The organism is Catenulispora sp. MAP12-49 (assembly GCF_041262705.1).
In the GTDB taxonomy this organism is placed as follows: domain Bacteria; phylum Actinomycetota; class Actinomycetes; order Streptomycetales; family Catenulisporaceae; genus Catenulispora.
The window spans coordinates 34,939-58,913 of sequence record NZ_JBGCCP010000035.1; the positions used below are offsets into that span (position 1 = coordinate 34,939).

The following is a 23,975-nucleotide window of genomic DNA, read 5'->3' on the forward strand; positions in this document are numbered from 1 at the left end:
AGGTTGCACTAATAACGAAACCGTGTTGTAGTAGAGCCATGAACACGCAGACGAACCCCAGCACCTGGCTCATCACCGGCTCCTCCCGCGGCTTCGGCCGCGCTCTGGCCGCCGCCGCGCTGAAGGCCGGCGACCGCGTCGTGGCCACCGCCCGCAAGCCCGAACAGCTCGCCGAACTGGTCGCCGAGTACGGCGACCGGGTCCTCCCGGTGGCGCTCGACGTCACCGACCCGGCCGCCGCGCAGGCCGCGCTGGCCGCCGGTGCCGAGCGGTTCGGGCGGATCGACGTCGTCGTCAACAACGCCGGATACGCCGACCTCTCGCCGGTGGAGACCACCGCCGAAGCCGACTTCCGGCGCCAGTTCGACACCAACTTCTGGGGCGTCTACAACGTCTCGAAGGCCGCGCTCCCGCTGCTGAGGAAGCAGGGCTCGGGCCTGGTGATCCAGTTCTCCTCTGTCGGCGGCCGGGTCGGCGGCACCCCCGGGCTCGGCTCGTACCAGGCGGCCAAGTTCGCCGTCGACGGCCTGACCCGGGTCCTGGCCACCGAGACCGCGCCGTTCGGCATCCGCTACCTGACGGTCGAGCCCGGCGGGTTCGCGACCGACTGGGCCGTATCCTCGATGGGCGGCGCCGAGATCCCCCAGGAGTACCTCGACACCGTCGGGAAGATGTCGGACCGGCTGCGCGGCGGCACCACGCAGGTCGGCGACCCGGACCGCGCCGCCGCGATCCTGGTGCGCATCGCGCACGCCGGCAACGTGCCCAGCCACCTCGTGCTGGGGGCCGGGGCGGTGCAGCTGGCCCTGGACTACTCCCGGGCCCAGATCGCCGAGGCCGGCGCGTGGCAGGGCGTGTCGAGTTCGGCGGACGCCGGCGCCGAGTATCCGGTGGACCTGCCCGGGGCGCAGCGGTAACAGCGATCGACGAACAGGGCTGATGGACAAGAACTGAGGAGAAGGACATGCAGCAGCAGTTCACCGACAAGGTCGCCCTCGTCACCGGCGCGGGCTCGGGCATGGGGCGCGCCACCGCGATCCTGCTCGCCGAACGGGGCGCCGCCGTCACGGTCGTGGGACGGCGCGCGGCCAAGCTCGACGAGGTCGTCGCCGAGATCACCGCCGCCGGCGGCCGGGCCCTGGCGGTCCCCGGCGACGTCAGCCGCCCCGAGGACGTCGAGCGCGCGGTCGCCCGCACCGTCGAGGCGTTCGGCGGCCTGCACTGCGCCGTGAACAACGCCGGGGTCTCCGGCCACTTCGTCCCCCTGCCCGAGATGACCGTCGAGCAGTGGCACCGCACCATCGACATCGACCTCAACAGCCTGTTCTACGGCCTCAAGTACGAGACCCCGGCGATCCTGGAGTCCGGCGGCGGCGCCGTCGTCAACATCTCCAGCGTCTTCGCCGACCGCGGCGGCCCCACTCCCGAGTACTCCAGCGCCAAGCACGGGATCCGCGGCCTGACCCGATCCGCCGCGATCGAGTTCGGCCCCCGGGGCATCCGGGTCAACGAACTCCAGCCGGGCGTCATCGACACCGAGATGACCCAGGGCAACCCCGAGGGCGCCCAGAAGGTCGCGGACACCGGCATCCCGCTGCGGCGGATGGGCACCGGCCGCGAGATCGCCACCGCGGTCGCGTTCCTGCTCTCCGACGATGCTTCCTACATCAACGGCAGCCATCTGGCCGTCGACGGCGGGTTCCTGGCCTGAGCGCCCGGCACTCGGCGCCACACGGACCCGCGCCACCCGAAGCAAGTCGTCATTCCGACCCTCACCTCCGCGCGCCGCCAGGCCTACGGTCGTAGGATGCCTGCCGAATTCACCGGCGGGCATACCTGCGTAGGACACGGACAACCAGGAAGAAGGCTGACAGCGGATGCCGGACTTCGGCGCGTATCAGTACGAGATCTACTTCGACGGACTCCGAGGGGTGGTGCCGCGCTTCCCGATGACCTACGAGGGCTGGGAAGCCGGCGCGCAAGCCGCGATGGCTCCGTCGGTGTGGTCCTACGTCGCAGGCGGGGCCGGGGACGAGCACACCCAGCGGGCCAACGTCACCGCCTTCCTGCGCCACGCGCTCGTCCCGCGGATGTTCGTCGGCGCCGCACAGCGTGACCTGTCGGTCTCGATGTTCGGCCTGACGCTGCCCTCGCCGCTGATGATGGCGCCGGTCGGGGTGCTCGGCCTGTGTTGCCAGGACGGGCACGGCGACCTGGTGGCGGCGCGGGCCGCCGCGAAGACCGGCGTGCCGATGATCGCCTCGACGCTGTCGGTGGATCCGATGGAGCAGGTCGCCGCCGAGTTCGGCGAGACGCCCGGGTTCTTCCAGCTCTACACGCCCACCGACCGGGACCTGGCCGCGAGCCTGGTGAGCCGGGCCGAGGCCGCCGGGTTCAAGGGGATCGTGGTCACGCTGGACACCTGGGTCACCGGCTGGCGGCCGCGGGACCTGTCCACGTCCAACTTCCCGCAGCTGCGCGGGCACTGTCTGGCCAACTACACCGGCGATCCCGTCTTCCGGGCCGCGCTGGCCAAGACGCCGGAGGAGGATCCGGGCGGGGCCGTGTTCCACTGGGCCGGGGTCTTCGGCAATCCTCTGACCTGGGACGACTTGCCCTGGCTGCGCTCGCTCACCACGCTGCCGCTGATCGTCAAGGGTCTGTGCCACCCGGAGGACGTGCGGCGGGCGCGCGACGGGGGAGTGGACGGCGTCTACTGCTCCAACCACGGCGGCCGGCAGGCCAACGGCGGCCTGGCCGCCCTGGACGCGCTGCCCGAGGTGGTCGCCGCCGCCGACGGGCTGCCGGTGATCTTCGACTCCGGCGTGCGCAGCGGGACGGACGTCGTCAAGGCCCTGGCCCTGGGCGCCAGCGCGGTCGCGGTCGGCCGCCCCTACCTGTACGGCCTGGCGCTCGGCGGCCTCGACGGGCTGGTGCACGTGCTGCGCGCCCTGCTGGCCGAGGCGGACCTGTTGATGGCCGTCGACGGCTACCCGCGCCTGGCCGACCTGACGCCCGAGGCGCTGCGCACGGTTGCCGGGTAGGCCGGCTGTCGGGTGGCCAGCTATCGGGTAGCCCAGCCATCGGGCAGCCCGGCGCCGCCTCAGCCGCGCGGATCCACCAGCCCGACGTCGTAGGCGATGATCACCGCCTGCACCCGGTCGCGCGCGCCGATCTTCGCCATGGCCCGGCTGACGTGCGTCTTCACCGTGGACTCGGACAGATGCAGCTTCTGCGCGATCTCGGTGTTCGTCAGCCCGGCCGCCACCACCCGCAGCACTTCCAGCTCCCGCTCGGTCAGGGCGCTCAGCCGCGGGTCGTCGGCGGCCTGGCGCCCGGCCCCGGCGGCCCCGGGCATCGCCTTGGCGAAACTGGCCAGCAGCCGCCGGGTCAGCGCCGGGGCCACCACCGCGTCGCCGACCGCGACCGCCCGGATCCCGGCCAGCAGCTCGTCCGGGCGGGCGTCCTTCAGCAGGAATCCGCTGGCCCCGGCCTGCAACGCGGCGTAGACGTACTCGTCGAGGTCGAACGTGGTGAGCACCAGGACCCGCGAGCGTCCGCCGGAGGCCGTGATCCGCCGCGTCGCCTCGATCCCGTCCATGCCCGGCATGCGGATGTCCATCAGGACCACGTCCGGGGACAGCTCCGCGGTGCGGCGCACGGCCTCGATCCCGTTCTCGGCCTCCCCGGCCACGCTCACGCCGGGCTCGGTCTCCAGCACCATGCGGAAACCCATGCGCTGCAACGGCTGGTCGTCGACGATCAGGACACTGGTCATCGCCGCGCTCACGCCTGCCCGGCCGGCACCAGCGGGAACCGGGCGGCGACCGTCCAGCCGCCGGCCTCGTTCGGGCCGGCCTCGGCCCGGCCGCCGGCCAGTGCCGCGCGCTCCCGCACTCCGGTCAGGCCCTGCCCGCCAGACCGCGCCGGGCCCGCATGCCCCGCATGACCCGCATGACCCGCCGACCTTGCCGGACCGCTGTCGGCCACACTCATCCGCAACGCCTCCGCATCCGCCTCGATCACCACGTCGACGCTGGTGTCGGGCCCGGCGTGCTTGAGGCTGTTGGTCAGCGACTCCTGCACGATCCGATAGATCGCCGACTGAAGACTGCGCGGCAGGGCCGCGGTCTCCCCGGTGACCCGGCACGACACCCGGGGCCCGGCCGAACGCGTGCGCTCCAGCAGATCCGAGATGTCGGCCACCCCGGGCTGCGGAGCGAACGCCTCCTCGTCGAGGCTGCGGTCCTCACGCAGCGCACCCAGCGTGCGCCGCAGGTCGGCCAGCGACTGCCGGCTGGTCTCCGCGATCAGCTCGAACACCTCCCGGCCCCGGTCCGGATGCGCCTGGACCTGGCGCGCGCCGCCGTCGGACAGCCCGATGATCACCGCCAGGCTGTGCCCGACGATGTCGTGTGTCTCCCGGGAGAACCGGGCCCGCTCGGCCAGCACGGCCAGCCGGGCCCGCTGCTCGCGCTGCTGCTCGGCGTGGATCGCGCGCTCGGCCAGCGCCGCCAGCTGCGCCTGCCGCTCCCGGGCCATCAGGCCCAGCGCCGCGCTGGCCACGATCCCGGTGGCCAGGAAGAACAGCGAGACCAGGATCGGGCCCTGCACCGGCGCCATCCGCCACACCAGCACCACCAGGCTCGGCACGATCGCCGCCAGCGCCACCCGCAGGATGGTCATCGAGCGGTATCTGGCCACCGTGTACAGGCAGACCATCCAGCTGATGTCGCTGGCCGAGCTCAGGGCGGCGGCCCACTCCACGGTGCAGGAGACGAGCACCACCGAGTACATGGCCACCGGCGCCGGACGCCGCCAGATCAGCGCCGCGGCCGACACCACGGAGGTGACGACCAGCAGCGGGGAGGCGTGCAGGAGCTCCGAGCCCTGGCCGGCCTGCGTCGGCAGCAGCGTGAGCAGGAAGATCCCCAGGGCCAGGACCACGTCCTGCCGGTAGGGGTGCCCGCGGAAGGCGGCCTGGACCCGGCGCGCCGCCCGCGGCCATTCGAAGCCGGGGCCGATCGGTCCGGCGGATCCGATCGGTCCTGCCGATCCCACGGGTCCCGCCGATCCGGCCGGCCTGGGCGCCGCTGAGGGGTCCAGCACCGGATCGGCCGCCGCGACCGGCGTGCCTGTCGCCGCCGTCACGCTCGCTGTCGTCGCTGCTGTCGTCGCGGTCGCTACTGTCGCTGTCGCCGCGATCGTCGCGCTGTCGTGCCTCACCAGGAGGTCCGCCATGGTTCTCCGTCACCTCCGGATGGCCGATGAGCTGGCCCGAAGCACGACGATAGTCGAACCCGCGAGCAGGCGTCGTCCGCCTTGAGGATGGGCCGGCCCCGGTACCGCGGTGCCACACGTCCGGGCGAATCCGGCACTCGGGGACGGCGATCGGCGCTTTCCCCCTCCCTAGGCTCGAATCCCGGGCCCGGCCGCATGCGTCGGCTCCCAGCGGCTATACGGAGCCGCGTCCCGGCGCCTGGCGTGGAGAGGAAACAAGGACGATGAAGGAAGCTGTGCTGGAGGGCGGCGGGACCGCCGAACGGGGTTTCTTCCCCGCTCTGGGCCGCTGGGTCGCGCACCATCCGTGGCGGGTGATCGCGGCGTGGGTGGTGGTCGCGGTCGCGGTCGTCGGCTTCGCGCCGAAGCTGGCCACCACCACCGACGAGGCCAGCTTCCTGCCGAGCCACTACGAGTCGGTGCAGGCCTTGAACCTGCAGGAATCGGCCTTCCCGCAGGCCGCCGCGCCGGCCGCGATGATCGTGCTGGAACGCGCCGACGGCGCCGCGCTCACCGACGCCGACTCCGCGGCGATCACCGCCCTGGGCGCCAAGCTCCAGGCCGCGCACATCCCCGACGTCACGGCGCTGCAGGTCGGCCAGCCCGCGCCGAACAAGGCGCTGCAGACCATCGGCGTGCAGATGCCCACCGACAACGACCCGCAGCTCAAGGCGCAGACCGACGCGGTCAAGGCGCTGCGCGTCCAGTTGCAGTCGGACCTGGGCGGCACCAGCCTGAAGGGCGGCATCACCGGCACCGCCGCGCAGACCCTGGACTCCCAGTCCTCCGGCAACAAGGCCGAGGCGCTGATCGGCGTGGCCACCATCGGCCTGATCCTGGTGCTGCTGCTGATCATCTTCCGCAGCCCGGTGGTCGCGCTGCTGCCGATCATCACCATCGGCGTGGTCTCCCAGATCGCCGACGGCCTGATCGCCTGGGCCAGCAAGGCCTTCGACCTGAAGACCGACAGCTCGGTCACCTCGATGCTGATCGTGGTGCTGTTCGGCGTCGGCACCGACTACATCCTGTTCTTCATGTTCCGCTACCGCGAACGCCTGCGGGCCGGGGACACCCCGAAGCAGGCCGTGGCCGGCGCGGTCACCCGGGCCGGCGAGGCGATCGTCTCCGCCGGCGGCGCGGTGATCGTCTCCTTCATGGCCCTCACCCTGTCCACCCTGGGCCTGTTCCGCTCCCTGGGCCCGGCCCTGGCCATCGCCGTCGCGGTCACCCTGGTCGCCGGCCTGACCCTGATCCCCTCGGTGGTGTCGCTGCTGGGCACCCGCGTCTTCTGGCCGTCCAAGGCCTGGAAGGTCGAGCCGCGCGGCGCGCGCTTCAAGGCGATCGGCGGCGCCATGGGACGGCACCCCGCCCGCTTCGCCGCGGTCTCCGGCATCGTCATGGCCGCCCTGGCGATCGCCGCCTTCAGCTTCCGTCCGACCTTCGACCTCTCCAGCGGTTCCACCGCCAAGAGCTCGGAGTCCACGGTGTGGCAGAAGAACCTGCAGGACGCCTCCTCGGCCGGCGCCACCATGCCCAGCCAGGTGATGCTCCAGTCGACCGACGGTGCCAAGCTCACCCAGGCCGAGCTGGACTCCTACCAGGGCACCCTGGCCAAGGTCCCGGGCGTGGCCCAGGTGTCCACGCCGTACCCGAACGGCACCGGCACCGTGGCGCTGTACTCGGTGACCCTGAACCACGACCCGTCCTCCTCCGCCGCGATCGCCACGGTCAAGGGCCCGCTGCGCACCACCGCGCACCAGGCCGCGCCGGCCGGCACCTCGGCGTTGGTCGGCGGGACCACGGCGGTCTTCGTCGACATCAACAAGGCGGTGAACCACGACTACGCGGTCGTGTTCCCGGTCGCGGCGATCATCATCACCCTGATTCTCGGCCTGGTCCTGCGCTCGATGGTGGCACCGCTGTATCTGATGGCCTCGGTCGGCCTGGGCTTCGGCGCCACCCTCGGCGCGACCGTGCTCCTGTTCCAGAACTCCGGCGGCAACAACGGCCTGATCTTCATGCTCCCGGTCATCATGTACATGTTCGTGGTGGCCCTGGGCACGGACTACAACATCCTGATGATCACCCGCCTGCGCGAAGAAGCCCGCGCCGGCCGCGACCCCCGGGCGGCAGCCGCCGAAGCCGTACGCCACGCCGGCCCGACCATCGGCGCGGCGGGCCTGATCCTGGCCGGCTCCTTCGCCTCGCTGATGCTGGCCGGCCAGTCGACGCTGACCCAGATGGGCTTCGCGATCTCGGCGGGCATCGCGATCGCCGCCTTCGTGATGTCGATGTTCTTCACCCCGGCCATCACCGCCCTGGTCGGCCACGCCGCCTGGTGGCCCGGCCGCGCCGACGCGGTACGCACCCCGGCCGCCCCCGGCGCAGCCGGAGAGCCGGAGTACGGGGCGGCGGGGGCGACCTCGCGACGCTGAGGGCGCCGGCGGCGGCGATCGCCGTGGCATCACTCAAATCGCCGCCTCCGCGCCATCTTCGAACACTGCTACTATCTCGCATAGGTTGACGGCACACACCCCCCGAGTGCCGGCATCAACCGATGTGGTGAGTCCCGTGGCGGCTGTGTACCGCCACGGGACTCGTCTGCTTTCGCCCGGCGAAAACGGTCCCCGGTAGTAGCTGCCGATCCGGGGCAACACGCAACATCAGAGCCGAACCGGAGTATCCGCGGTGCGGTGCCGGCCGGCGTGTCGGGTGGGCTGGGCACCGACTGGTGGTCCTTGCCGCTGTTCGCCGCCATCATCGCCGTCACCGCGGTGGTGCCGCTGCTGGTGATCTCCTGGCTGGTGGCGTCTCTGCTCTTCCTGATCGTGTTCGCGCTCTAGGAGCCGTATCGGCATCGCTCCGTCATCGCTCCGTCGGCCCGCGGTCGGCAGGTCTCACGCCGAATCCCGGTGCACCACCGCTGGATCGAACAGGATCCGCTGTGCTCCCCGGGGCGCCGATCCGTCCAGCCGCCCCAGCAGCAGCCGCCCGATCGCCTCGCCCTGCTCCAGGGGCCGGATCGACACCGTGGTCAGCGCCGGCGTGGTCAGTGCGGCGATCTCGATGTCGTCGAAGCCCATCACCGCCACGTCCTGAGGTACTCGCAGCCCTTGCGCCTTCGCGCCGTCGAGGGCGCCGAGAGCGACCATGTCGTTCGTGCACAGCACCGCGTCCGGCGGCCGGCGCAGCGCCAGCAGCTGCCGCATCGCGCGGGCCCCGCCGTCGCGGCTGATCTCCTCGCGGACCACCAGCGAGGGCGCGAACGTCATGCCCGCCTCGCGCAGCGCGTGGCGGTAGCCCAGGACGCGGTTGGCGGGGGCGCCGACACGCTCGGCGCCGGTGATGAACGCGACGCGGGTGTAGCCGCGGCCCAGGAGGTACTCGGCCGCTATCTCGCCGCCGGCCACGTCGTCGGAGCTGACCACGTCGATGCCGGGGCGTGTCGTGCGGCCGCCGAGCAGGACCACCGGGATGCCGACCTCGGCCGCGGCGGCGACCCGGCGGTGGTCGGTCTGGTAGCCGGCGAAGGCCAGGCCGTCGACGCGGCGGGTGATCATCTGCTGGACCGCCGCCTCCTCGGCCGCCGGGTCGGCGTCGGTACTGGTGACCAGGACCTGCACGCCCGCCGGGCCCAGGACGTTCTGCAGCCCGCGTGCGATCTGCGGGTAGAACGGGTTCGTGATGTCGGGGATCACCAGGGCCACGGTGTCGGTGCGCCGCAGCCGCAGGCCGCGGGCAAGCCGGTTCGGCTCGTAGCCGAGCTCTGCGATCACCTGCTTGACCTTCGCGGTGGTCGCCGCCGACACCGGCCGCTGCCCGGACAGCACGTGCGAGACCGTGGTGATGCTGACCCCCGCCCGGGCGGCGACGTCGGTGATGCTGACGTGCCGTTTGCGGCCCTGCTGCGGCACTGGGCCCTCCGATCTTCGTTGACACGTTCGCAGACCGGTGCGATCCTACTGGCGCCAGGTTACAAAACGTTTTGCACAGCGCGCAAGCCACAGCGCGCAAGCGAACGCACGCAAGCGTCGGTCCCCCCCGCGAAAGGACCAAGGCCCACCGTGAACGATCCGAACCGCCTGCTCGACCCCTCCGGAGCCCTCCCTCAGGCCCAGCCCCCGTGGCCGGCCCGCGACGCCCTGCGGATCACCCGCGTCCGGGCCGTCGTCACCGCGCCCGAGGGCCAGCCGCTGGTGGTGGTGCGCGTCGACACCTCCGAGGACGGCCTGTACGGCCTGGGCTGCGCCACCTTCACCCAGCGCTACGCCGCGGTGGCCGCCGCGGTCGACGAGCACGTCGGACCGCTGGCCGTGGGCCGGCACCCGGCCGACATCGAGGACGTCACCCGCCTGATCCACTACTCCTCGTACTGGCGCAACGGGCCGGTCCTCAACAACGCCCTGTCCGGCCTGGACCAGGCGCTGTGGGACATCGCCGGCAAGCGCGCCGGCATGCCGGTGTACGAACTGCTCGGCGGTCGCAGCCGCTCGGCCGTCGAGGTCTACTCCCACGCCGCCGGCGGCAGCATCCAGGACGCCCTCGACGAGGCCGAGCAGCTGCTGTCCGAGGGCTATCGCAACGTGCGCCTCCAGGTCGGCGGCCCGGGCCTGGGCACCTATGGCGCGCCCGGCACCCGCGGCGGCTACCCGCGCTCGCCGCACCCGGACGGCTGGGCCGTCGAGCAGTACCTGCGCGACGCCCCGCGCCTGTTCGCCGCGGCCCGCGACCGCCTCGGCGACGACGTCAACCTGATGCACGACGTCCACAGCCGCCTGACCCCCAAGCAGGCCGTGGTCCTGGCGCGCGCCCTGGAGCCCTACCGGCTGTCGTTCCTGGAGGACGTCATCGCCCCCGAGCTCTACGACCGCCTGCCCGAGGTGCGCGCAGCGTCCCCGGTCCCGATCGCAGTGGGCGAACAGCTCGGCTCCGTGCCCGACGCGGTCCGGCTGGTCCGCGACGGCGGCGTCGACCTGCTGCGCCTGCACACCTCCTCGGTCGGCGGCCTGACCCCGACCCGCAAGATCGTCGCACTGTGCGAACTGCTCGGCGTGCGCACCGCGTTCCATTCCCCGGCGGACGTCTCCCCGATCGGCGTCGCGGCGAACCTGGCCGTGGACATCAGCACCCCGGCTTTCGGATATCAGGAGTCTCATACGTACAACGACGCCACCCACGAGGTCTTCCCGGGCACGCCGGTCGTGCGCGAGGGCTACATGTACCCCTCCGAGAAGCCGGGCTGGGGCATCGAGATCGACGAGCGCGCGGCCGCCGAGCATCCGCCGGTGAAGTTCCTGCACGAGCGTTGGTCGGCCGGGGTGCGACGTCCCGATGGCGGGCTGGAGGCCCCGTGAGCGCGGAAGCCCCGGAGCCGCCCGCGCCCCGGCGGATCCTGGTGACCGGGGCCGCGGGCCTGGTCGGCCGGGTCGTCACCCGCGCCTTCGCCGACCACGGCGCCGCGGTCACCGCCCTGGTCCTGGACGACCCCGGCGACCTGGCAGAGCTCGGCGCCGACCGGGTCGTCGTCGGCGACGCGGCCGACCCGGCCCCGGTCCGCCGAGCCCTGGCCGACGTCGACGCCGTGATGCACCTGGCCGCGCTGCCCACCCCCAACCACGGCACCGCGCTGGAGGTGTTCGGCGGCAACACCCAAGCCACCTTCACCGTGCTGGAGGAGGCCGGTAGCCAGGGCGTACGCCGAGCGGTGATCGCCAGCAGCCTCTCGATCCTCGGCCTGCCCTGGGCCCGCCGCACACTCCACCCGGCGTACGTACCCGTCGACGAGGACGCCCCGCTCCAGATCGAGGACCCTTACGGCCTGTCCAAGCAGGTGGACGAGGCCACCGCGCAGATGATGGCACGCCGCCACGGCATGGACGTGGTCGCCCTCCGCTTCCCCTTCATCAGCGACGCCCAACGCGCCGCCTGGCGCCTCCCACTCCTCACCGCCGACCCGGCGAACGGCGCACCCGAGCTGTGGACGTATCTGGACGTGCGCGACGCGGCGGAGGCGGCATGGCTGGCCCTGACCGTTCCCCTGCAAGGGTTCCACAAGCTGTTCGTAGCAGCCCCGGACACCCTCGTGCCGTATCCGACCGCTGATTTGCTCGCGGCCTACCACCCCGACACCGAGGTGCGCACCCCGTTGCCCGGCCGCGCCGCGCCACTGGACCTGCGCGCGGCGCAGCGGCTGCTGGGGTTCCAGGCGCGGCATCTGATCGATGTGGAGCCGATGCCGATGCCGATGCCGCTGCCGCTGCCGGCGCCGGGGCCGGGGCCGGGGCCGTTGCCGCAGACAACCGGCTGAGTTGCCGCTCCCCGCCCACTTCCTAAACTGGCCCCATGGCGCGTCTCAACGACGAAGTCGGCGCGCTGCTCCGGGAGTACGCCGACCTCATCCTGCTCAGTGGCGGCAACGCTTTCCGGGCACGTTCCTACGAGAAGGCGGCGCGCTCCGTCGGGGGCTATCCGGGGGACCTCGCGCATCTGGACGAGGCCGGGCTGCGGGAGATCCCCGCGGTCGGCGACTCGACCGCCGAGAAGATCAGCGAGTACCTGGCCACCGGCCGCATCGAGGCGCTGGAGAAGCTGCGCGCCAAGATCCCGGGCGGCGTCCGCGAGGTCACGCACATTCCCGGCGTCGGGCCCAAGACGGCCGTGCTGCTCTATCAGAAGCTCGGCATCAAGTCCGTCGACGAGCTGCGCGAAGCCGTCGACGCGGGCAAGCTCAAGGGCCTGCCCGGGCTCGGGGCGAAGACCGTCGAGAACATCCGGCTGGGCATCGAGCAACTGAGCCAGACCTCCGGCCGCACCCTGCTGAACGTCGCCCTGGACCTGGCCGAGGACCTGGTCGCCGCGATCGGCGCGGTGCCCGGGTGCAAGAAGTGCGACTACGCCGGATCGCTGCGCCGGATGCGCGAGACCGTCGGCGACATCGACATCCTGGCCACCGCGACCGACTCCGCCCCCTTGATGGCCGCGCTGGTCGCCCGGCCGGAGGTCGCGCAGGTGATCGGCAGCGGGACGACCAAGACCTCCATCCGCACCGATAAGGGCCTACAGGTGGACCTGCGCGTCGTCCCGCCCGCGGACTGGGGCGCCGCGCTGGTCTACTTCACCGGCTCGCGTGCGCACAACATCAAGCTGCGCGGACGCGCGGTGAAGGACGGGCTGAAGCTCTCCGAATACGGGCTCTTCGATGTCGAGTCCGGGAAGAAGCTCGCCTCGCGCACCGAGAAGGAGGTCTACAAGGCCCTGGGCCTGCCGTGGATCCCGCCGACGCTGCGCGAGGACCGCGGCGAGATCGAGGCTGCCGCCGACGGTACGCTGCCGGACCTGGTCCAGCTCAAGGACCTGCGCGGCGACCTGCACACCCACACCGACCTGACCGACGGCCTGGCCCCGCTGGAGGTGATGCTCCAGACCGCCGCCGGCCTCGGCTACGCCTACTACGCCGTCACCGACCACGCGCCCGACCTGGTGATGCAGCGCATGACCGACGACAAGATGCTCGCCCAGCGCGCCCGGGCCAGAGAACTGGACCGCGCCTACAACGGCATGCGCGTCCTGCACGGCACCGAACTCAACATCGACGCCGCCGGCGACGTGGACTGGCCCGCCGACTTCCTGGCCGGCTTCGACCTGTGCGTGGCCTCGATCCACTCCTCCTTCGGCCTGGACCGGGCAGCACAGACCAAACGCCTGATCCGCGCCTGCGAGAACCCTTACGTGAACATCATCGGCCACCCCACGACCCGCCTGCTGGACCGCCGCCCGGCCATCGACGTCGACCTGGACGCCGTCTTCGCCGCGGCCGCGCGCACCGGCACCGCCATGGAGATCAACGCCTCTCCGCAGCGCCTTGACCTGAACGACGAGCAGGTCATGGCCGCCAAGCGCCACGGAGTGAAGTTCGCGATCGACAGCGACGCCCACTCCACCCCGGCGTTGGAGAATCAGCGCTTCGGCATAGCGACCGCACAGCGGGGCTGGCTGACGAAGGACGACGTGATCAACACCTGGAGCCTGACGCGGCTCCGCAGCTTCCTCCGGAAGACCGCGGTGCGCGGGACAACCGGCTGACGGCTGCGACGACGACGATGGCTGCGGCTGCGGCTGCGGCTGCGGCTGCGGCAGCAACGCAGCGCCAGCAACGCAGCGCCAGCAACGCAGCGCCAGCAACGCAGCGCCAGCAACGCAGCGCCAGCAACGCAGCGCCAGCGTCAGCAGCGCCAGCGTCAGCAACGACAGCGGCAGCAACGACAGCGGCAGCGACCGGCGCCCGCCCTCAACCCCCCACCGCGGCCGCCAGATCCGCGAGAATCTCGCTGGCCGCCACCGCCTCGATCCCGCCCAGCCGCAGCGCCTCGCTGCGCGCCCCGCGCCGGCCGTGGCTGTCGGTGGGACTGAGCCAGATGTCGGTGATGGTCTGCTGCGGCGTGTCGGCCAGGCGCCCTTCGCGGTAGCCCGGGTTGACGCGCACGATCAGGATCCGGTGTCCCGGAAGCCGCCGGCCGGTCGCCACGGTGCTGCCGGAGTCCCACAGAGCCGCGCCGCCCCAGCCAGGCGTGCGATGCAGAGCCAGGAAGCGGTCCGTGGGCAGTTGCGCGTCGCAGAAGCGGTCCAGGCGGGTGGCCTCGCATTCGGTCGAGGTCAGGGCGAAGGTGGGCCGGCCCACTTGCGGGAAGGGCTGGATGATCTCGTAGTCGTGGCAGATCTCGGCCCACCGTGTGAGCTCGGCGGCCAGATGCACCGGGTGCACCACGCCGATGGCCCCCGAGCCGAGCACGTGACACTCGTCGGCGACGTCCGCGAACGTCCCGTCCTCCGCGATCCGGAACGCCGCACGCAGCGCCCCGTCCCCGTCGAACTCGCCCCAGACCACACGCCGCCCCACCAACCGCAGCAACGGGTGCTCGACGAACACCGACCGGAACTCGTCTTCCGACCACCGGCGCCCGGACACCATCGCCTGCTCCAACCGCGCCGCCTGCCGCACCGCGAACGTCTTCGCGTCCTTCTTCAGCGCGGTGAAGCGCCGCTGCGCCTCGGCTGCCAGTGTCCCGTCGTCCTTGGCCGTCGGTTTCGGCAGTGCGGCGCGGCGCTTGCCGGTCCCGTCGGCGACATACGGCGCCAAGTACTCGTCGAACCCGACGACGAAGCGGCGCGCGCCGTACTCCAGCGTCAGCGTGCCATCCGGCCCGGCGCCCAGGTCCAGGACGAGTCGGTCCTCCAACTGGTCCGCGCTCAGCCCCCGGGCCCCGGCCGCCTTGGCCACCCGCCGGGAGGCCTCGGCGCGCAGGGCGGTGAAAGGAGAGCGCTGCGATATGTCGTAGACCTCGCGCAGCCCCGCCTCGCCGCCCACGGCGATCAGCACGTCCAGACCGGCAGCCGCCCGGGCCGAGCCGCCCTCGCCGGGCCAGGCGCGCACCAGCGGCGCGAGCCGTCGCGCGGTCTCCTCGTTGCCGAACCACAGCAGGGTGTCGAAGGCCCAGCCCAGCTTCTTGGTCGGGTACCCCGCCCCGGCCCAGTTCTCGAACAGGCCCCAGGCGAACTCCGCGAGCGAGTCGGTGTCGCAGGCCTCTTGCACGATCTCGATCCCGCCGTACGGACCGACGTCCCGGTGCGATGAGATGGTCAGCATCTGGACGACGAACCGCACCGCGGACGTCGGCAGCACCGCGGTGCTGCCGGCCAGCAGAATCCTCGGCAGCGACGCCGGATCGGCCCACAACGGCACTGCCGGCATGGACTTGGGGAACGTGTCCAGCCCGCGCCGATCCAGCACCGCCTGCGTCGCGACCGCCGCCTCCGGGCTGGTCTCGCCAGCCAGCGCCACGACGTCCGCCAAGCCCTCGCGCGCCGCGAACCGCACCACGGCCTCGGCCGTCCGGCGCTCGGGGCCGGCCGGCCCGAGAGCGCAGACCAGCAGCTGACGCACCGCCTCCTCGGGATAGCGCCGGAAGAAGACGTCGGCGGCCTCGGCGTACGGCGCGTACTCCGAGTGCAGCCACTCCGCCATGGTCTGCACGATCTTGTTCTGGTTCCCGGCTTCGGCCGGCGTGGGTGCCGGCTCGGGGATGGCGGCCGGGCCGGACGTCTCCTGGGCCGGCCAGCGGAAGAAGGGAGCCGGCGCCGGCAGGTTCTTCAGCGCGATCGGTTTGCCCGCCTTGCGATCCGCCCACGGAGGTACCACCAGGACGTGCGGCAGGTCGGCCTCCGCGGCGATGGAGATCGGGTCCTCGCCGCTCGGGGCGCCGCTGCCGGATCCGTCGATGCGATTCAGCAGGGCCTGCACTCGCTCCCGTCCGACCTCCGAGAGCCGCAGCAGTTGCTCCCGTGCGACTTCGGGCCCGGCCGCGACATGGAGCCGCAGTACGTAGTCCACCTGCGTGGCCGGCTCGGCCTCGGCCAGCAGCCGCAGCACCCGGCGGGGGAAGCGCTTCGCGGCCTCGAGCAGGGCGGCCTGTGCGTCCTTCGGGCCCAGCTCGCCGATCAGGGTGCTGACGGCCAGGTCGCTGGGCAGCTTCGGCAGCAGGTTGAGCGCGTGCCAGCGGTCGCGCTCCAGGCAGCCGATGAGGAACTCGTCGGCGCCGGCGTCGATCGCGGCCAGGAACGTGCCCTCGGCGCGCCGGTCGTCGTTGACCCAGTTCCAGTCCTTGATCTTCCGGCCCAGTTCCCGCGCCTGCTCCCGGGTCGTGCAGGCGAGCATCAGGAGCCTGGCGACGTAGTTGTCCACGTCGGTCTGCGCGGCGTAGTCGGCGATGTCCGCCGAACACCACTCCGGCCGCTCCGGGGCGAGCACCGCCATCGCGGCGCGGGAGGCCGGGACCGGGTACTCGTCGCGCATCTTCTCCGCCACGGCGACGGCCTCGAAGTACTCCTCGTCCGTGGCCGAGCGCACCAGGTCCAGCAGCCGCAGCAGCAAAGGCCAGCGGCGGTCGGGCAGGTGGCTGTCGTAGAAGCTTCTCCGGCCCCAGTTGTGGCCGGAGAAGTTCTTGTCCTCGGCGCTGGACGCGGCGAACGAGCGCACCGCCGCGGCGGGACCGTCCGCCGCGACGATGCGGTCGATGCTGCGCCACGTCGCAAAGCCCTGAGGATCCACCGAGCCGGTCGCCGAGAACGGCTCGAGATCGGCCCGGTCGCAGCGGTCCCGGCGGATGACTCCGTGCTGGAACTTGCGAGGCAGTTCGAACCGGTCTTCGGGATCGATGCTCATGCCCCGAGCCTAACGAGTGCGGCGCGGCTCAGCCGGTGGCGCAGGCCTGACCGTTGAGACTGAACGAGGGCGGCGCGGACGCGTTCCCGGTATGCGTGGCCTGCAAGCCGAAACTCACCGAACCACCCGGCGCGATCGCCGCGTCATAGCTCAGATTCGTGGCCGTCACCGAGCCGGAGGACGGGCTGATCGTCGCGTTCCAGGCGTTGGTGACGCTCTGTCCCGATGCGAGGGTGAACGCCAGGTTCCAGCCGTTGACCGCCGCCGATCCGGTGTTGCTGATGGTGATGTTCTCCGTCAGTCCGGTGTTCCAGGCGTCCACGGTGTCGCTCACCTTGCACGCCGCACCGCCGCCCGGCGAGGAGCTCGACGATGTCGGCGAAGTGGGTGAGGTGGACGAAGCCGGTGTGGTCGGCGAGGACGAACTCGAGGTCACACCCCCGCCCAGCGCGCTGACCGCCGCGTTGTACGCCGGCTTGGGCTGGTAGTTCTGGTCGTACATCGTCGCGGCGCCGTAGCCGGAGAAGGTGCCGGGGATCCAGGAGTCCGCGTCGCCCACGCCCCACTGCGACACCCCGACGCAGCGCGTGACGGCCAGGCAGTCCGAAACGACTGTCGAGTAGTCGCTCGCCTGCTGGGCCAGGTTCGCGCTGCTGGCCGGCAGCTGGATCCGGTCGTCGAGCTCTGTCACCGCCACGTCCAGACCGAGCGCGGCGAACCTGGCCATGTTCGCCTGCATCGTGGAGGGCACCTGGCCCAGGATGAAGTGGCTCTCCAGGCCGATCCCGTTGATCGGCACGCCCTGGGACAGCAGCGACTGCACCAGGGAGTACATCGCGTTGCTCTTGGTGTTCTCGCCCTCGATGTTGTAGTCGTTCAGGTAGAGCTTGGCGTTCGGGTCGGCGGCGTGGGCCGTGCGCAGGGCGTCGGCGATGTACCCGGTGCCCATGGCGTTGTAGAAGGCGTCCTGGCGCAGCGTGCCGTCGTCGTTGAAGGGCTCGTTGACCACGTCCCAGGAGTAGACCTCGCCCTTGTAGTGCGTGGCCTCGGTGGTGATGTGGGTCTCCATCGCCGCCTGCACCTGGTTGGCCGGCAGGCTGGACACCCAGGAGGGCAGCTGGCTGTGCCAGACGAGGTTGTGCCCGCGCACCCGCATCGAGTGCGCCTGCGCGAAGGCGACCAGCGCGTCGCCGGGGCCGAAGTTGAACGTCCCGTTCGAGGGCTCGGTGGTGTCCCACTTCATCTCGTTGCCGGGCGTCATCATGTCGAACTGCGACGTGGCGACCCCGACCAGCGCGGAGTTGCTCAGGTTCGACTGGACCAGCGCGGTGCCGAAGTACTTGCTCTTGGCCTCGGCCAGCTGCTTGAGCGAGGTGTCCGCCGATGCCGGTCTGACCAGGGCCAGGCTGCCGGCCAACGCGGCGCTGGCGACGACCGCCAACGCGGCGGCCAGTCTGCGGTTGTGCGTGAGGTGCATGGGGCGTGCTCCTTCCGGGGGAGTGATACCGGGCTGCCTCCGCAGAGTGCTGCGAAACGGTCCGAGTCTGCGTCCGCCGAAACCTCGTGTCAATCGTTATCGATATCGTTTTCGACGGCCGGTATCCTGGGCCGCGTGCCGATCGATCCGATTCCCCCGCGCGTGACCATCCGCGATGTCGCCCGGCAGGCCGGTGTCTCGGTCGCGACGGTCTCCAAGGTCCTCAACGACCGCTACGGCGTGTCCGCGGACACCACGGCCCGTGTCAAGGCCGTTATAGACGAGCTCGGATACGAGGCGAGCCTGGTGGCGCAGAGCCTGCGCAACCACCAGACCAACGTCATCGGGATCCTGGTGGCCGACCTTGAACCTTTCAGCGCCGAACTGCTCAAGGGCGCCGGCGACGCGATCCGCGGATCGGGTTTCGAGCTCGTCGTCTACTCCGCCGGCGGCCGGGCCCGCGACCAGGTGGGCTGGGAGCGCCGTTACCTGTCGCGGCTGTCCGGGACGCTGGTGGACGGGGCCGTCCTGGTCACCCCGACCGTGGTGGACCTGCGGTACGGCGCGCCGGTGGTCGCGGTCGATCCGCACACCGGCCCCGGCGGACGGCCGACCGTGGACTCGGACAACCTGCGCGGCGCGCGCGCCGCGGCCGAGCACCTGCTGGGCCTGGGCCACCGCCGGATCGCGATGCTGACCGGCCGCCCGGATCTGCTCTCGGCGCAGCTGCGCGAAGAGGGCTTCCGGCAGGCGATGGCCGCCGCGGGCGCCGCGGTCGATCCGGACCTGATCCGGCTCGGTTCCTACGACCCGGATACCGCCGCCGAGCAGGCCGCCAAGCTGCTCGCCGGCTCCGGCCGGCCGACGGCGGTGTTCGCCGCCAACGACCTGTCGGCGATCGCCACCATCGAGGTCGCGCAGCGGATGGGCCTGCGGGTGCCCGAGGACCTGTCGGTGGTCGGGTTCGACGACATCCCCGAGGCGACGCGCTGCACCCCGTTGCTCACCACGGTCGAGCAGCCGATCCGGGAGATGGGGCGGCGCGCGGTGGAACTGCTGATCGGGCTGATCCGCGGGGAGTCCGCACCGGAGGGGACCCACATCATGCTCCCGACCCGCCTGGTGGTCAGGGCTTCCACGGCAGAGCTCTCCACAGCAGGGCGCGACGCGGGACTCTGACAGTTCGCAGGCCGTCTGCGCGGTCCTTTACACGGCGTCCGCGCTCCGCCTCGATTTGATAACCCTTTTAATAACGGTTTCGCTAAGGGGTTTACGAAGGGGACACGTCTGCGTAATCTCAAGCCTCACCGAGCCCCGGCGGCTCGGTGAGACGCCCTTGAGAATCGCTAGGAGCCCACCGAGATGCGACCCCGCCTGTCCGGCGACCTGCGCCGTGCCAACCGCGTGGAAGTCATGCGGAGCTTTTACGGCGGCCGGACGCTGACCCGCGGCGACGTCGCCGCTCAGCTCGGCGTGTCGGTCGCCACCGCCGGGACGATCATCGGGGAGCTGACCGCGGCCGGGCTGCTGGCGGAGACGCAGAGCACGCGCTCCGGCGGCGGGCGTCCGGCCAGCCAGCTGACGATGCGGGCCTCGGCTCCCTACCTGGTCGGTGTCGACCTCGCCGAGACCTACGTCATCGCCGAGATCTTCGATCAGGCGATGACCCGGGTCGGGCACTTCCAGACGCCCGTGTCGCCGACGGACAACGACCCGGACTCCGTGGTCGGGCACGTCGTGGACAGCGTCCAGGGCGTCATCGCCGCCCTGGACGGGGTCAGCGCCGCCGACGTCGCCGGGGTCGGGGTCAGCCTGCCCGGCCAGGTCGACCGCGAGGGCGGGGTCTCGGTCCACGCCCCGAACTGGGGCTGGCACGGCGTCCCGTTCACCTCCCTGTTCCAGAAGCGCTGCGACCTGCCGGTGCTGCTGGACAACCCGCTGAAGGCGATAACGCTGGCCGAGATGATGTTCGGCGAGGCCGGGGACCACGACGACGCCGTGGTGGTGAACCTCGGTACCGGCGTCGGTCTCGGCGTGGTGGCCGAGGGCCGGCTGCTGCGCGGCCGGACCAACACCGCGGGGGAGTGGGGCCACACCGTGCTGGTCGCCGACGGCCTGCCGTGCCACTGCGGCAGCCGCGGATGCGTCGAGGCCTACGTCGGCGCCGCCGCGCTACTGGAACTCCTCACGGAGGTGGAACCGGACAGCCCGCTGCTGGTCCCCGGCGACCAGGCCGCGACCGTGGCCCGGCTGGCCGAGGCGGCCGGACGCGCCGACCCGGTCGCCGTGGCCACCCTGGAGCGGTTCGCCCGGCCGCTGGGCATGGCGCTGGCCAACGCCGTCAACATGCTCAACCCCGAACTGCTGGTCGTCGGCGGCTGGGTCAGCGCCGCCTTCGGCGCGCCGCTGCTGGCCGCGGTCGAGCCGGTGGTCAAGCAGTACTCCCTGGCCGTCCCCTACGACGCGGTCACCCTGGCCGCCTCCCGCATCGCCGACAACCCGGTGTCCCTGGGCATGGCGGTGCTGGCCTTCGAGACGTTCGTCCTGCCGTAGTACGTCCCCGTACTACCTCCGGTACTTAGTACACAGCGAAGCAAGGAGCGAAGACAGACCATGGCGTCCCCACCCCTGGACCTCGCCCGCCCGGGCCGCCCGCGCCGACCCGCGCGGCGCCGGCGGTCCCTGGTCGGCTGGCGGTTCGTCAGCCCCTTCATGGCCCTGTTCGCGCTGGTCTTCCTCGCCCCGATCGGCTACTCGATCTACCTGAGCCTGTACAAGACCAAGCTGATCGGCGGCACGCAGTACGTCGGCCTGCAGAACTACAGCGACGCCCTCCAGGACTCCCAGTTCTGGACCTCGTTCGCCCGGGTCGCGCTGTTCCTGGTCGTGCAGGTGCCGCTCATGCTCGGGCTGGCGCTGCTACTGGCCCTGGCCATCGACAGCGGACGGCTGTACGGGGCGGCCTTCTTCCGGATATCGGTGTTCCTGCCCTACGCCGTCCCCGCCGTGGTCGCCACGCTCATGTGGAGCTTCATGTACGGCACCCAGTTCGGCCTGGTCCGCGACATCGACAAGCACTTCGGCGTCACGCTGCCCGATCCGTTGTCCCCGCACCTGATCCTGGCGTCCATCGGCAACATCGTGACCTGGGAGTGGGTCGGCTACAACATGCTGATCCTGTACTCGGCGCTGCGAGTGGTGAACCCCTCGCTGTACGAGGCGGCGGCCATCGAGGGCGCCGGCCAGTTCCGGATCATCTGGTCGATCAAGCTCCCGGCCCTGCGCCCCGCGCTGGTCATCGCCACCATCTTCTCGATCATCGGCAGCTTCCAGCTGTTCAACGAGCCCAGCATCCTCAAGCACCTGGCGCCGAACGCGATCACCACGTTCTACACACCGAACTACTACGCGTACTCGCTTTCCTTCGACGGCCAGCAATTCAACTACTCCGCGACCATCGCCATCGTCATGGGCGTGGCCACGATGATCGTCGCCTACGCCGTCCAGCTGCGCGGCATGCGAAAGGCGGTCTGAGCCGTGACCACAGAGCCCCTGAGCACAGCACGGGAAACAGCGCGGGCGACAACGCGGACCGCTAAGTGGGGAAGTCCCCACAACGCCACGCCGCCGCTGCGGGCCAAGGCCCGGCGCGCGCCGCATCTGCGCCGCAAGAGCCTCACGCTGACCGTGCTGTGCGCGGTGATGGCCGTGTACACCCTGCTCCCGCTGGCCTGGCTGGCGATCAACGCGACCAAGACGCAGCAGAACCTGTTCAACTCCTTCGGGCTGTGGTTCAAGGGGTTCGGCCTGTTCTCCAACGTCGGCGACACGTTCAGCTACCAGCACGACATCTTCGGCCGGTGGCTGCTCAACACGCTGCTGTACGTGGTGGTCGGGGCCGGCGGGGCGACGGTGCTGGCCACGCTGGCCGGCTACGGCCTGGCCAAGTTCGACTTCGCGGGCAAGAAGGCCGTGTTCGCCGTGGTGATCGGCGCGGTCGCGGTGCCGGCCACGGCGCTGGCCGTCCCGACCTTCCTGATGTTCTCCAAGATGGGGATCACCGACACACCGTGGGCGATCATCATCCCGTCGCTGATCTCGCCGTTCGGCCTGTACCTGATGTGGACGTTCAGCTCCGAGGCGGTGCCGGCGGAGATCATGGAGTCGGCGCGGATGGACGGCGCGGGGGAGTTCCGCACGTTCTTCTCCGTCAGCCTGCCCCTGCTGGGGCCCGGCATCGTGACGGTGCTGCTGTTCAACGTGGTCACGACCTGGAACAACTACTTCCTGCCGCTGATCATGCTGAAGAACCAGGACTGGTACCCCCTGACGTTGGGCCTGAGCACCTGGAACGACCAGGCCCACACCGCCGGCGGGGACGTGGTGTTCAACCTCGTCATCACCGGCTCGCTCATCACGATCATCCCGCTGATCGCGGCGTTCCTGCTGCTCCAGCGGTACTGGCAGTCGGGCCTGAGCGCCGGAAGCGTGAAAGGTTGACGGCGCCCCGGCCCGACCGCGGAACCCTCCCAATGATGAAAAGAAGGGAACAGCAATGACGATAACCCGTCGACGCGGCGTCCTGCTGGGCGCGACCGCGCTGGCCGTGGCGCTGGCCGCGACCGCCTGCGGATCCTCGTCCAGCGGCGGTGGCAGCGGCAAGACCTCTTCGGCCTCCTCGCAGGCCGCCACGGTCACCGACGCGGACCTGCAGGCGGCGCTGACCGCCGGCGGGAACCTGACGGTCTGGGCCTGGGAGCCGACCCTGAAGAAGGTCGTCGCCGACTTCCAGACCAAGTACCCGAACGTGCACGTCAACCTGGTCAACGCCGGCACCGGCAACGACGAGTACAAGGCGCTGCAGAACGCGGTGCAGGCCGGCAAGGGCGTCCCGGACGTCGCGCACATCGAGTACTACGCGCTGCCGCAGTTCGAGCTGACCAAGTCGGTGGCGAACCTGGACCAGTTCGGCGCGGCCTCGTTGAACGGCACCTTCACCCCGGGCCCGTGGAACTCGGTCCAGGCCGACGGCGGCGTCTACGGCCTGCCGATGGACTCCGGACCCATGGCCCTGTTCTACAACCAGACGGTCTTCGCCAAGTACGGCATCACCACGCCCCCGGCCACGTGGGACGAGTACGCCGCCGACGCCAAGAAGATCCACACCGCCGACCCGACCGCCTACATCACCAACGACACCGGCGACGCGGGCTTCACCACCAGCATGATCTGGCAGGCCGGCGGAAAGCCTTACTCGGTCAGCGGAACCAACATCGGTGTGAACTTCGCGACCGACGCCGGCACCCAGAAGTACGCGACCGAGTGGCAGCAGCTCATCGACGGCCACGACCTGGCCCCGATCAGCTCCTGGAGCGACGCCTGGTACCAGGGCATGGCCTCCGGCAAGATCGCCTCGCTGGTCATCGGCGCCTGGATGCCCGCCTCCCTGGAGTCCGGCGTGAAGTCCGGCTCGGGCCAGTGGCGCGTGGCGCCGCTGCCGCAGTGGACCGCCGGCGGCAAGGTCACCTCCGAGAACGGCGGCAGCTCCCTGGCCGTGATGAAGGCCAGCACCAACCAGAAGCTGGCCTACGCGTTCCTGAAGTACGCGACCGTCGACGAGGGCGCGCAGACCCGGGTCGACAACGGCGCCTTCCCGGCCACGGTGAAGCAGCTGAACTCGCCGGACTTCCTGAACAAGACCGACCCCTACTTCGGTGACCAGAAGATCAACCAGGTGCTCGCCCAGAGCGCGGCCGAGGTCGCCCCGGGCTGGTCCTACCTGCCCTTCCAGGTCTACGCCAACAGCGTCTTCAACGACACCGCGGGCAAGGCCTACATCGGCGGCTCGTCCCTGGCCGACGGCCTGAAGGCCTGGCAGGACGCCTCGACCAAGTACGCCAAGGACCAGGGCTTCACCGTCAAGTAGCGCCGGCGGCCCGACCCGCGGAAGAAGGGCCCTGTGCGGCCGCGCCCACCGAAGGGGGCGGCCGCACGGGCAGC

Annotated in this window: 18 protein-coding genes; 13 read left to right on the forward strand and 5 right to left on the reverse strand. The window is 71.2% G+C overall.

Annotation, left to right across the window (positions count from 1 at the left end; genetic code table 11):
- The first annotated feature begins 38 nt into the window (after nucleotides 1–38).
- The 3 genes from ABIA35_RS39750 to ABIA35_RS39760 all read left to right on the forward strand — a co-directional run bounded on the left by ABIA35_RS39750 (nucleotide 39) and on the right by ABIA35_RS39760 (nucleotide 3,044).
- Nucleotides 39–917 (forward strand): SDR family NAD(P)-dependent oxidoreductase, encoded by an 879-nt coding sequence (locus ABIA35_RS39750; RefSeq protein WP_370361361.1) that lies wholly within the window; start codon nucleotides 39–41, stop codon nucleotides 915–917.
- Nucleotides 918–964: 47 nt separating this feature from the next.
- On the forward strand, nucleotides 965–1,711 hold the full coding sequence (locus ABIA35_RS39755; RefSeq protein ID WP_370361362.1) for an SDR family NAD(P)-dependent oxidoreductase: 747 nt from the start codon (nucleotides 965–967) through the stop codon (nucleotides 1,709–1,711).
- 166 nt (nucleotides 1,712–1,877) lie between these two features.
- A complete protein-coding gene (locus tag ABIA35_RS39760; protein ID WP_370334746.1) occupies nucleotides 1,878–3,044 on the forward strand; it encodes an alpha-hydroxy-acid oxidizing protein in 1,167 nt (388 codons plus the stop codon).
- Nucleotides 3,045–3,103: 59 nt separating this feature from the next.
- On the opposite strand, the gene ABIA35_RS39765 is transcribed toward ABIA35_RS39760, so the two are convergent.
- Both ABIA35_RS39765 and ABIA35_RS39770 read right to left on the reverse strand, forming a co-directional pair.
- Nucleotides 3,104–3,778 (reverse strand): response regulator, encoded by a 675-nt coding sequence (locus ABIA35_RS39765; protein ID WP_370361363.1) that lies wholly within the window; start codon nucleotides 3,776–3,778, stop codon nucleotides 3,104–3,106.
- An 8-nt stretch (nucleotides 3,779–3,786) separates the two neighbouring features.
- A complete protein-coding gene (locus ABIA35_RS39770; protein ID WP_370361364.1) occupies nucleotides 3,787–5,241 on the reverse strand; it encodes a histidine kinase in 1,455 nt (484 codons plus the stop codon).
- Between the two features lie 263 nt (nucleotides 5,242–5,504).
- Here ABIA35_RS39770 and ABIA35_RS39775 point away from each other — a divergent pair, with 263 nt between their 5' ends.
- Both ABIA35_RS39775 and ABIA35_RS39780 read left to right on the forward strand, forming a co-directional pair.
- Nucleotides 5,505–7,715 carry an MMPL family transporter gene (locus tag ABIA35_RS39775; RefSeq protein ID WP_370361365.1) on the forward strand — a complete coding sequence of 737 codons (2,211 nt, stop codon included), beginning with the start codon at nucleotides 5,505–5,507 and terminating at the stop codon, nucleotides 7,713–7,715.
- Nucleotides 7,716–7,973: 258 nt separating this feature from the next.
- The gene (locus tag ABIA35_RS39780) at nucleotides 7,974–8,123 is read left to right on the forward strand and encodes a hypothetical protein (RefSeq protein ID WP_370361366.1); all 150 of its coding nucleotides are present in this window, start codon (nucleotides 7,974–7,976) and stop codon (nucleotides 8,121–8,123) included.
- Between the two features lie 54 nt (nucleotides 8,124–8,177).
- Here ABIA35_RS39780 and ABIA35_RS39785 read toward each other — a convergent pair whose 3' ends face one another.
- Nucleotides 8,178–9,194 carry a LacI family DNA-binding transcriptional regulator gene (locus ABIA35_RS39785; RefSeq protein WP_370361367.1) on the reverse strand — a complete coding sequence of 339 codons (1,017 nt, stop codon included), beginning with the start codon at nucleotides 9,192–9,194 and terminating at the stop codon, nucleotides 8,178–8,180.
- A gap of 150 nt (nucleotides 9,195–9,344) precedes the next feature.
- Here ABIA35_RS39785 and ABIA35_RS39790 point away from each other — a divergent pair, with 150 nt between their 5' ends.
- From ABIA35_RS39790 to polX, 3 genes are read left to right on the forward strand one after another with little or no spacing between them, the layout of a single operon-like run.
- Complete coding sequence (locus tag ABIA35_RS39790; RefSeq protein ID WP_370361368.1) at nucleotides 9,345–10,634, forward strand: enolase C-terminal domain-like protein; 1,290 nt, start codon at nucleotides 9,345–9,347, stop codon at nucleotides 10,632–10,634.
- Nucleotides 10,631–11,587, forward strand: coding sequence for an NAD-dependent epimerase/dehydratase family protein (locus ABIA35_RS39795; RefSeq protein WP_370361369.1), 957 nt, complete (start codon nucleotides 10,631–10,633; stop codon nucleotides 11,585–11,587). The genes ABIA35_RS39790 and ABIA35_RS39795 overlap by 4 nt, the downstream gene beginning before the upstream one ends.
- Before the next feature lie 35 nt (nucleotides 11,588–11,622).
- A complete protein-coding gene (gene polX / locus ABIA35_RS39800) occupies nucleotides 11,623–13,362 on the forward strand; it encodes a DNA polymerase/3'-5' exonuclease PolX (RefSeq protein ID WP_370361371.1) in 1,740 nt (579 codons plus the stop codon).
- A 205-nt stretch (nucleotides 13,363–13,567) separates the two neighbouring features.
- On the opposite strand, the gene ABIA35_RS39805 is transcribed toward polX, so the two are convergent.
- Entirely contained in the window at nucleotides 13,568–16,498 is a 2,931-nt protein-coding gene (locus ABIA35_RS39805) for a DUF4132 domain-containing protein (protein ID WP_370361372.1), read from the reverse strand.
- Nucleotides 16,499–16,526: 28 nt separating this feature from the next.
- A complete protein-coding gene (locus ABIA35_RS39810) occupies nucleotides 16,527–17,975 on the reverse strand; it encodes an endo-1,4-beta-xylanase (protein ID WP_370361373.1) in 1,449 nt (482 codons plus the stop codon).
- A gap of 135 nt (nucleotides 17,976–18,110) precedes the next feature.
- Between ABIA35_RS39810 and ABIA35_RS39815 the strand changes: the two genes are divergently transcribed.
- The 5 genes from ABIA35_RS39815 to ABIA35_RS39835 all read left to right on the forward strand — a co-directional run bounded on the left by ABIA35_RS39815 (nucleotide 18,111) and on the right by ABIA35_RS39835 (nucleotide 23,901).
- The gene (locus ABIA35_RS39815; protein ID WP_370361374.1) at nucleotides 18,111–19,154 is read left to right on the forward strand and encodes a LacI family DNA-binding transcriptional regulator; all 1,044 of its coding nucleotides are present in this window, start codon (nucleotides 18,111–18,113) and stop codon (nucleotides 19,152–19,154) included.
- 183 nt (nucleotides 19,155–19,337) lie between these two features.
- Nucleotides 19,338–20,528 (forward strand): ROK family protein, encoded by a 1,191-nt coding sequence (locus ABIA35_RS39820; RefSeq protein ID WP_370361375.1) that lies wholly within the window; start codon nucleotides 19,338–19,340, stop codon nucleotides 20,526–20,528.
- A 60-nt stretch (nucleotides 20,529–20,588) separates the two neighbouring features.
- Nucleotides 20,589–21,509, forward strand: a complete 921-nt coding sequence (locus ABIA35_RS39825; RefSeq protein ID WP_370334720.1) for a carbohydrate ABC transporter permease — start codon at nucleotides 20,589–20,591, stop codon at nucleotides 21,507–21,509.
- A 3-nt stretch (nucleotides 21,510–21,512) separates the two neighbouring features.
- Nucleotides 21,513–22,475 (forward strand): carbohydrate ABC transporter permease, encoded by a 963-nt coding sequence (locus ABIA35_RS39830; RefSeq protein WP_370361376.1) that lies wholly within the window; start codon nucleotides 21,513–21,515, stop codon nucleotides 22,473–22,475.
- A 55-nt stretch (nucleotides 22,476–22,530) separates the two neighbouring features.
- A complete protein-coding gene (locus ABIA35_RS39835) occupies nucleotides 22,531–23,901 on the forward strand; it encodes a sugar ABC transporter substrate-binding protein (protein ID WP_370361377.1) in 1,371 nt (456 codons plus the stop codon).
- Nucleotides 23,902–23,975 lie beyond the last annotated feature (74 nt).

Coding starts and splice junctions, on each gene's coding strand:
- ABIA35_RS39750 (WP_370361361.1), top strand. CDS start 39: ATGAACACGCAGACGAACCCCAGCACCTGGCTCATCACCGGCTCCTCC.
- ABIA35_RS39755 (WP_370361362.1), top strand. CDS start 965: ATGCAGCAGCAGTTCACCGACAAGGTCGCCCTCGTCACCGGCGCGGGC.
- ABIA35_RS39760 (WP_370334746.1), top strand. CDS start 1,878: ATGCCGGACTTCGGCGCGTATCAGTACGAGATCTACTTCGACGGACTC.
- ABIA35_RS39765 (WP_370361363.1), bottom strand. CDS start 3,778: ATGACCAGTGTCCTGATCGTCGACGACCAGCCGTTGCAGCGCATGGGT.
- ABIA35_RS39770 (WP_370361364.1), bottom strand. CDS start 5,241: ATGGCGGACCTCCTGGTGAGGCACGACAGCGCGACGATCGCGGCGACA.
- ABIA35_RS39775 (WP_370361365.1), top strand. CDS start 5,505: ATGAAGGAAGCTGTGCTGGAGGGCGGCGGGACCGCCGAACGGGGTTTC.
- polX (WP_370361371.1), top strand. CDS start 11,623: ATGGCGCGTCTCAACGACGAAGTCGGCGCGCTGCTCCGGGAGTACGCC.
- ABIA35_RS39805 (WP_370361372.1), bottom strand. CDS start 16,498: ATGAGCATCGATCCCGAAGACCGGTTCGAACTGCCTCGCAAGTTCCAG.
- ABIA35_RS39810 (WP_370361373.1), bottom strand. CDS start 17,975: ATGCACCTCACGCACAACCGCAGACTGGCCGCCGCGTTGGCGGTCGTC.
- ABIA35_RS39820 (WP_370361375.1), top strand. CDS start 19,338: ATGCGACCCCGCCTGTCCGGCGACCTGCGCCGTGCCAACCGCGTGGAA.
- ABIA35_RS39825 (WP_370334720.1), top strand. CDS start 20,589: ATGGCGTCCCCACCCCTGGACCTCGCCCGCCCGGGCCGCCCGCGCCGA.
- ABIA35_RS39835 (WP_370361377.1), top strand. CDS start 22,531: ATGACGATAACCCGTCGACGCGGCGTCCTGCTGGGCGCGACCGCGCTG.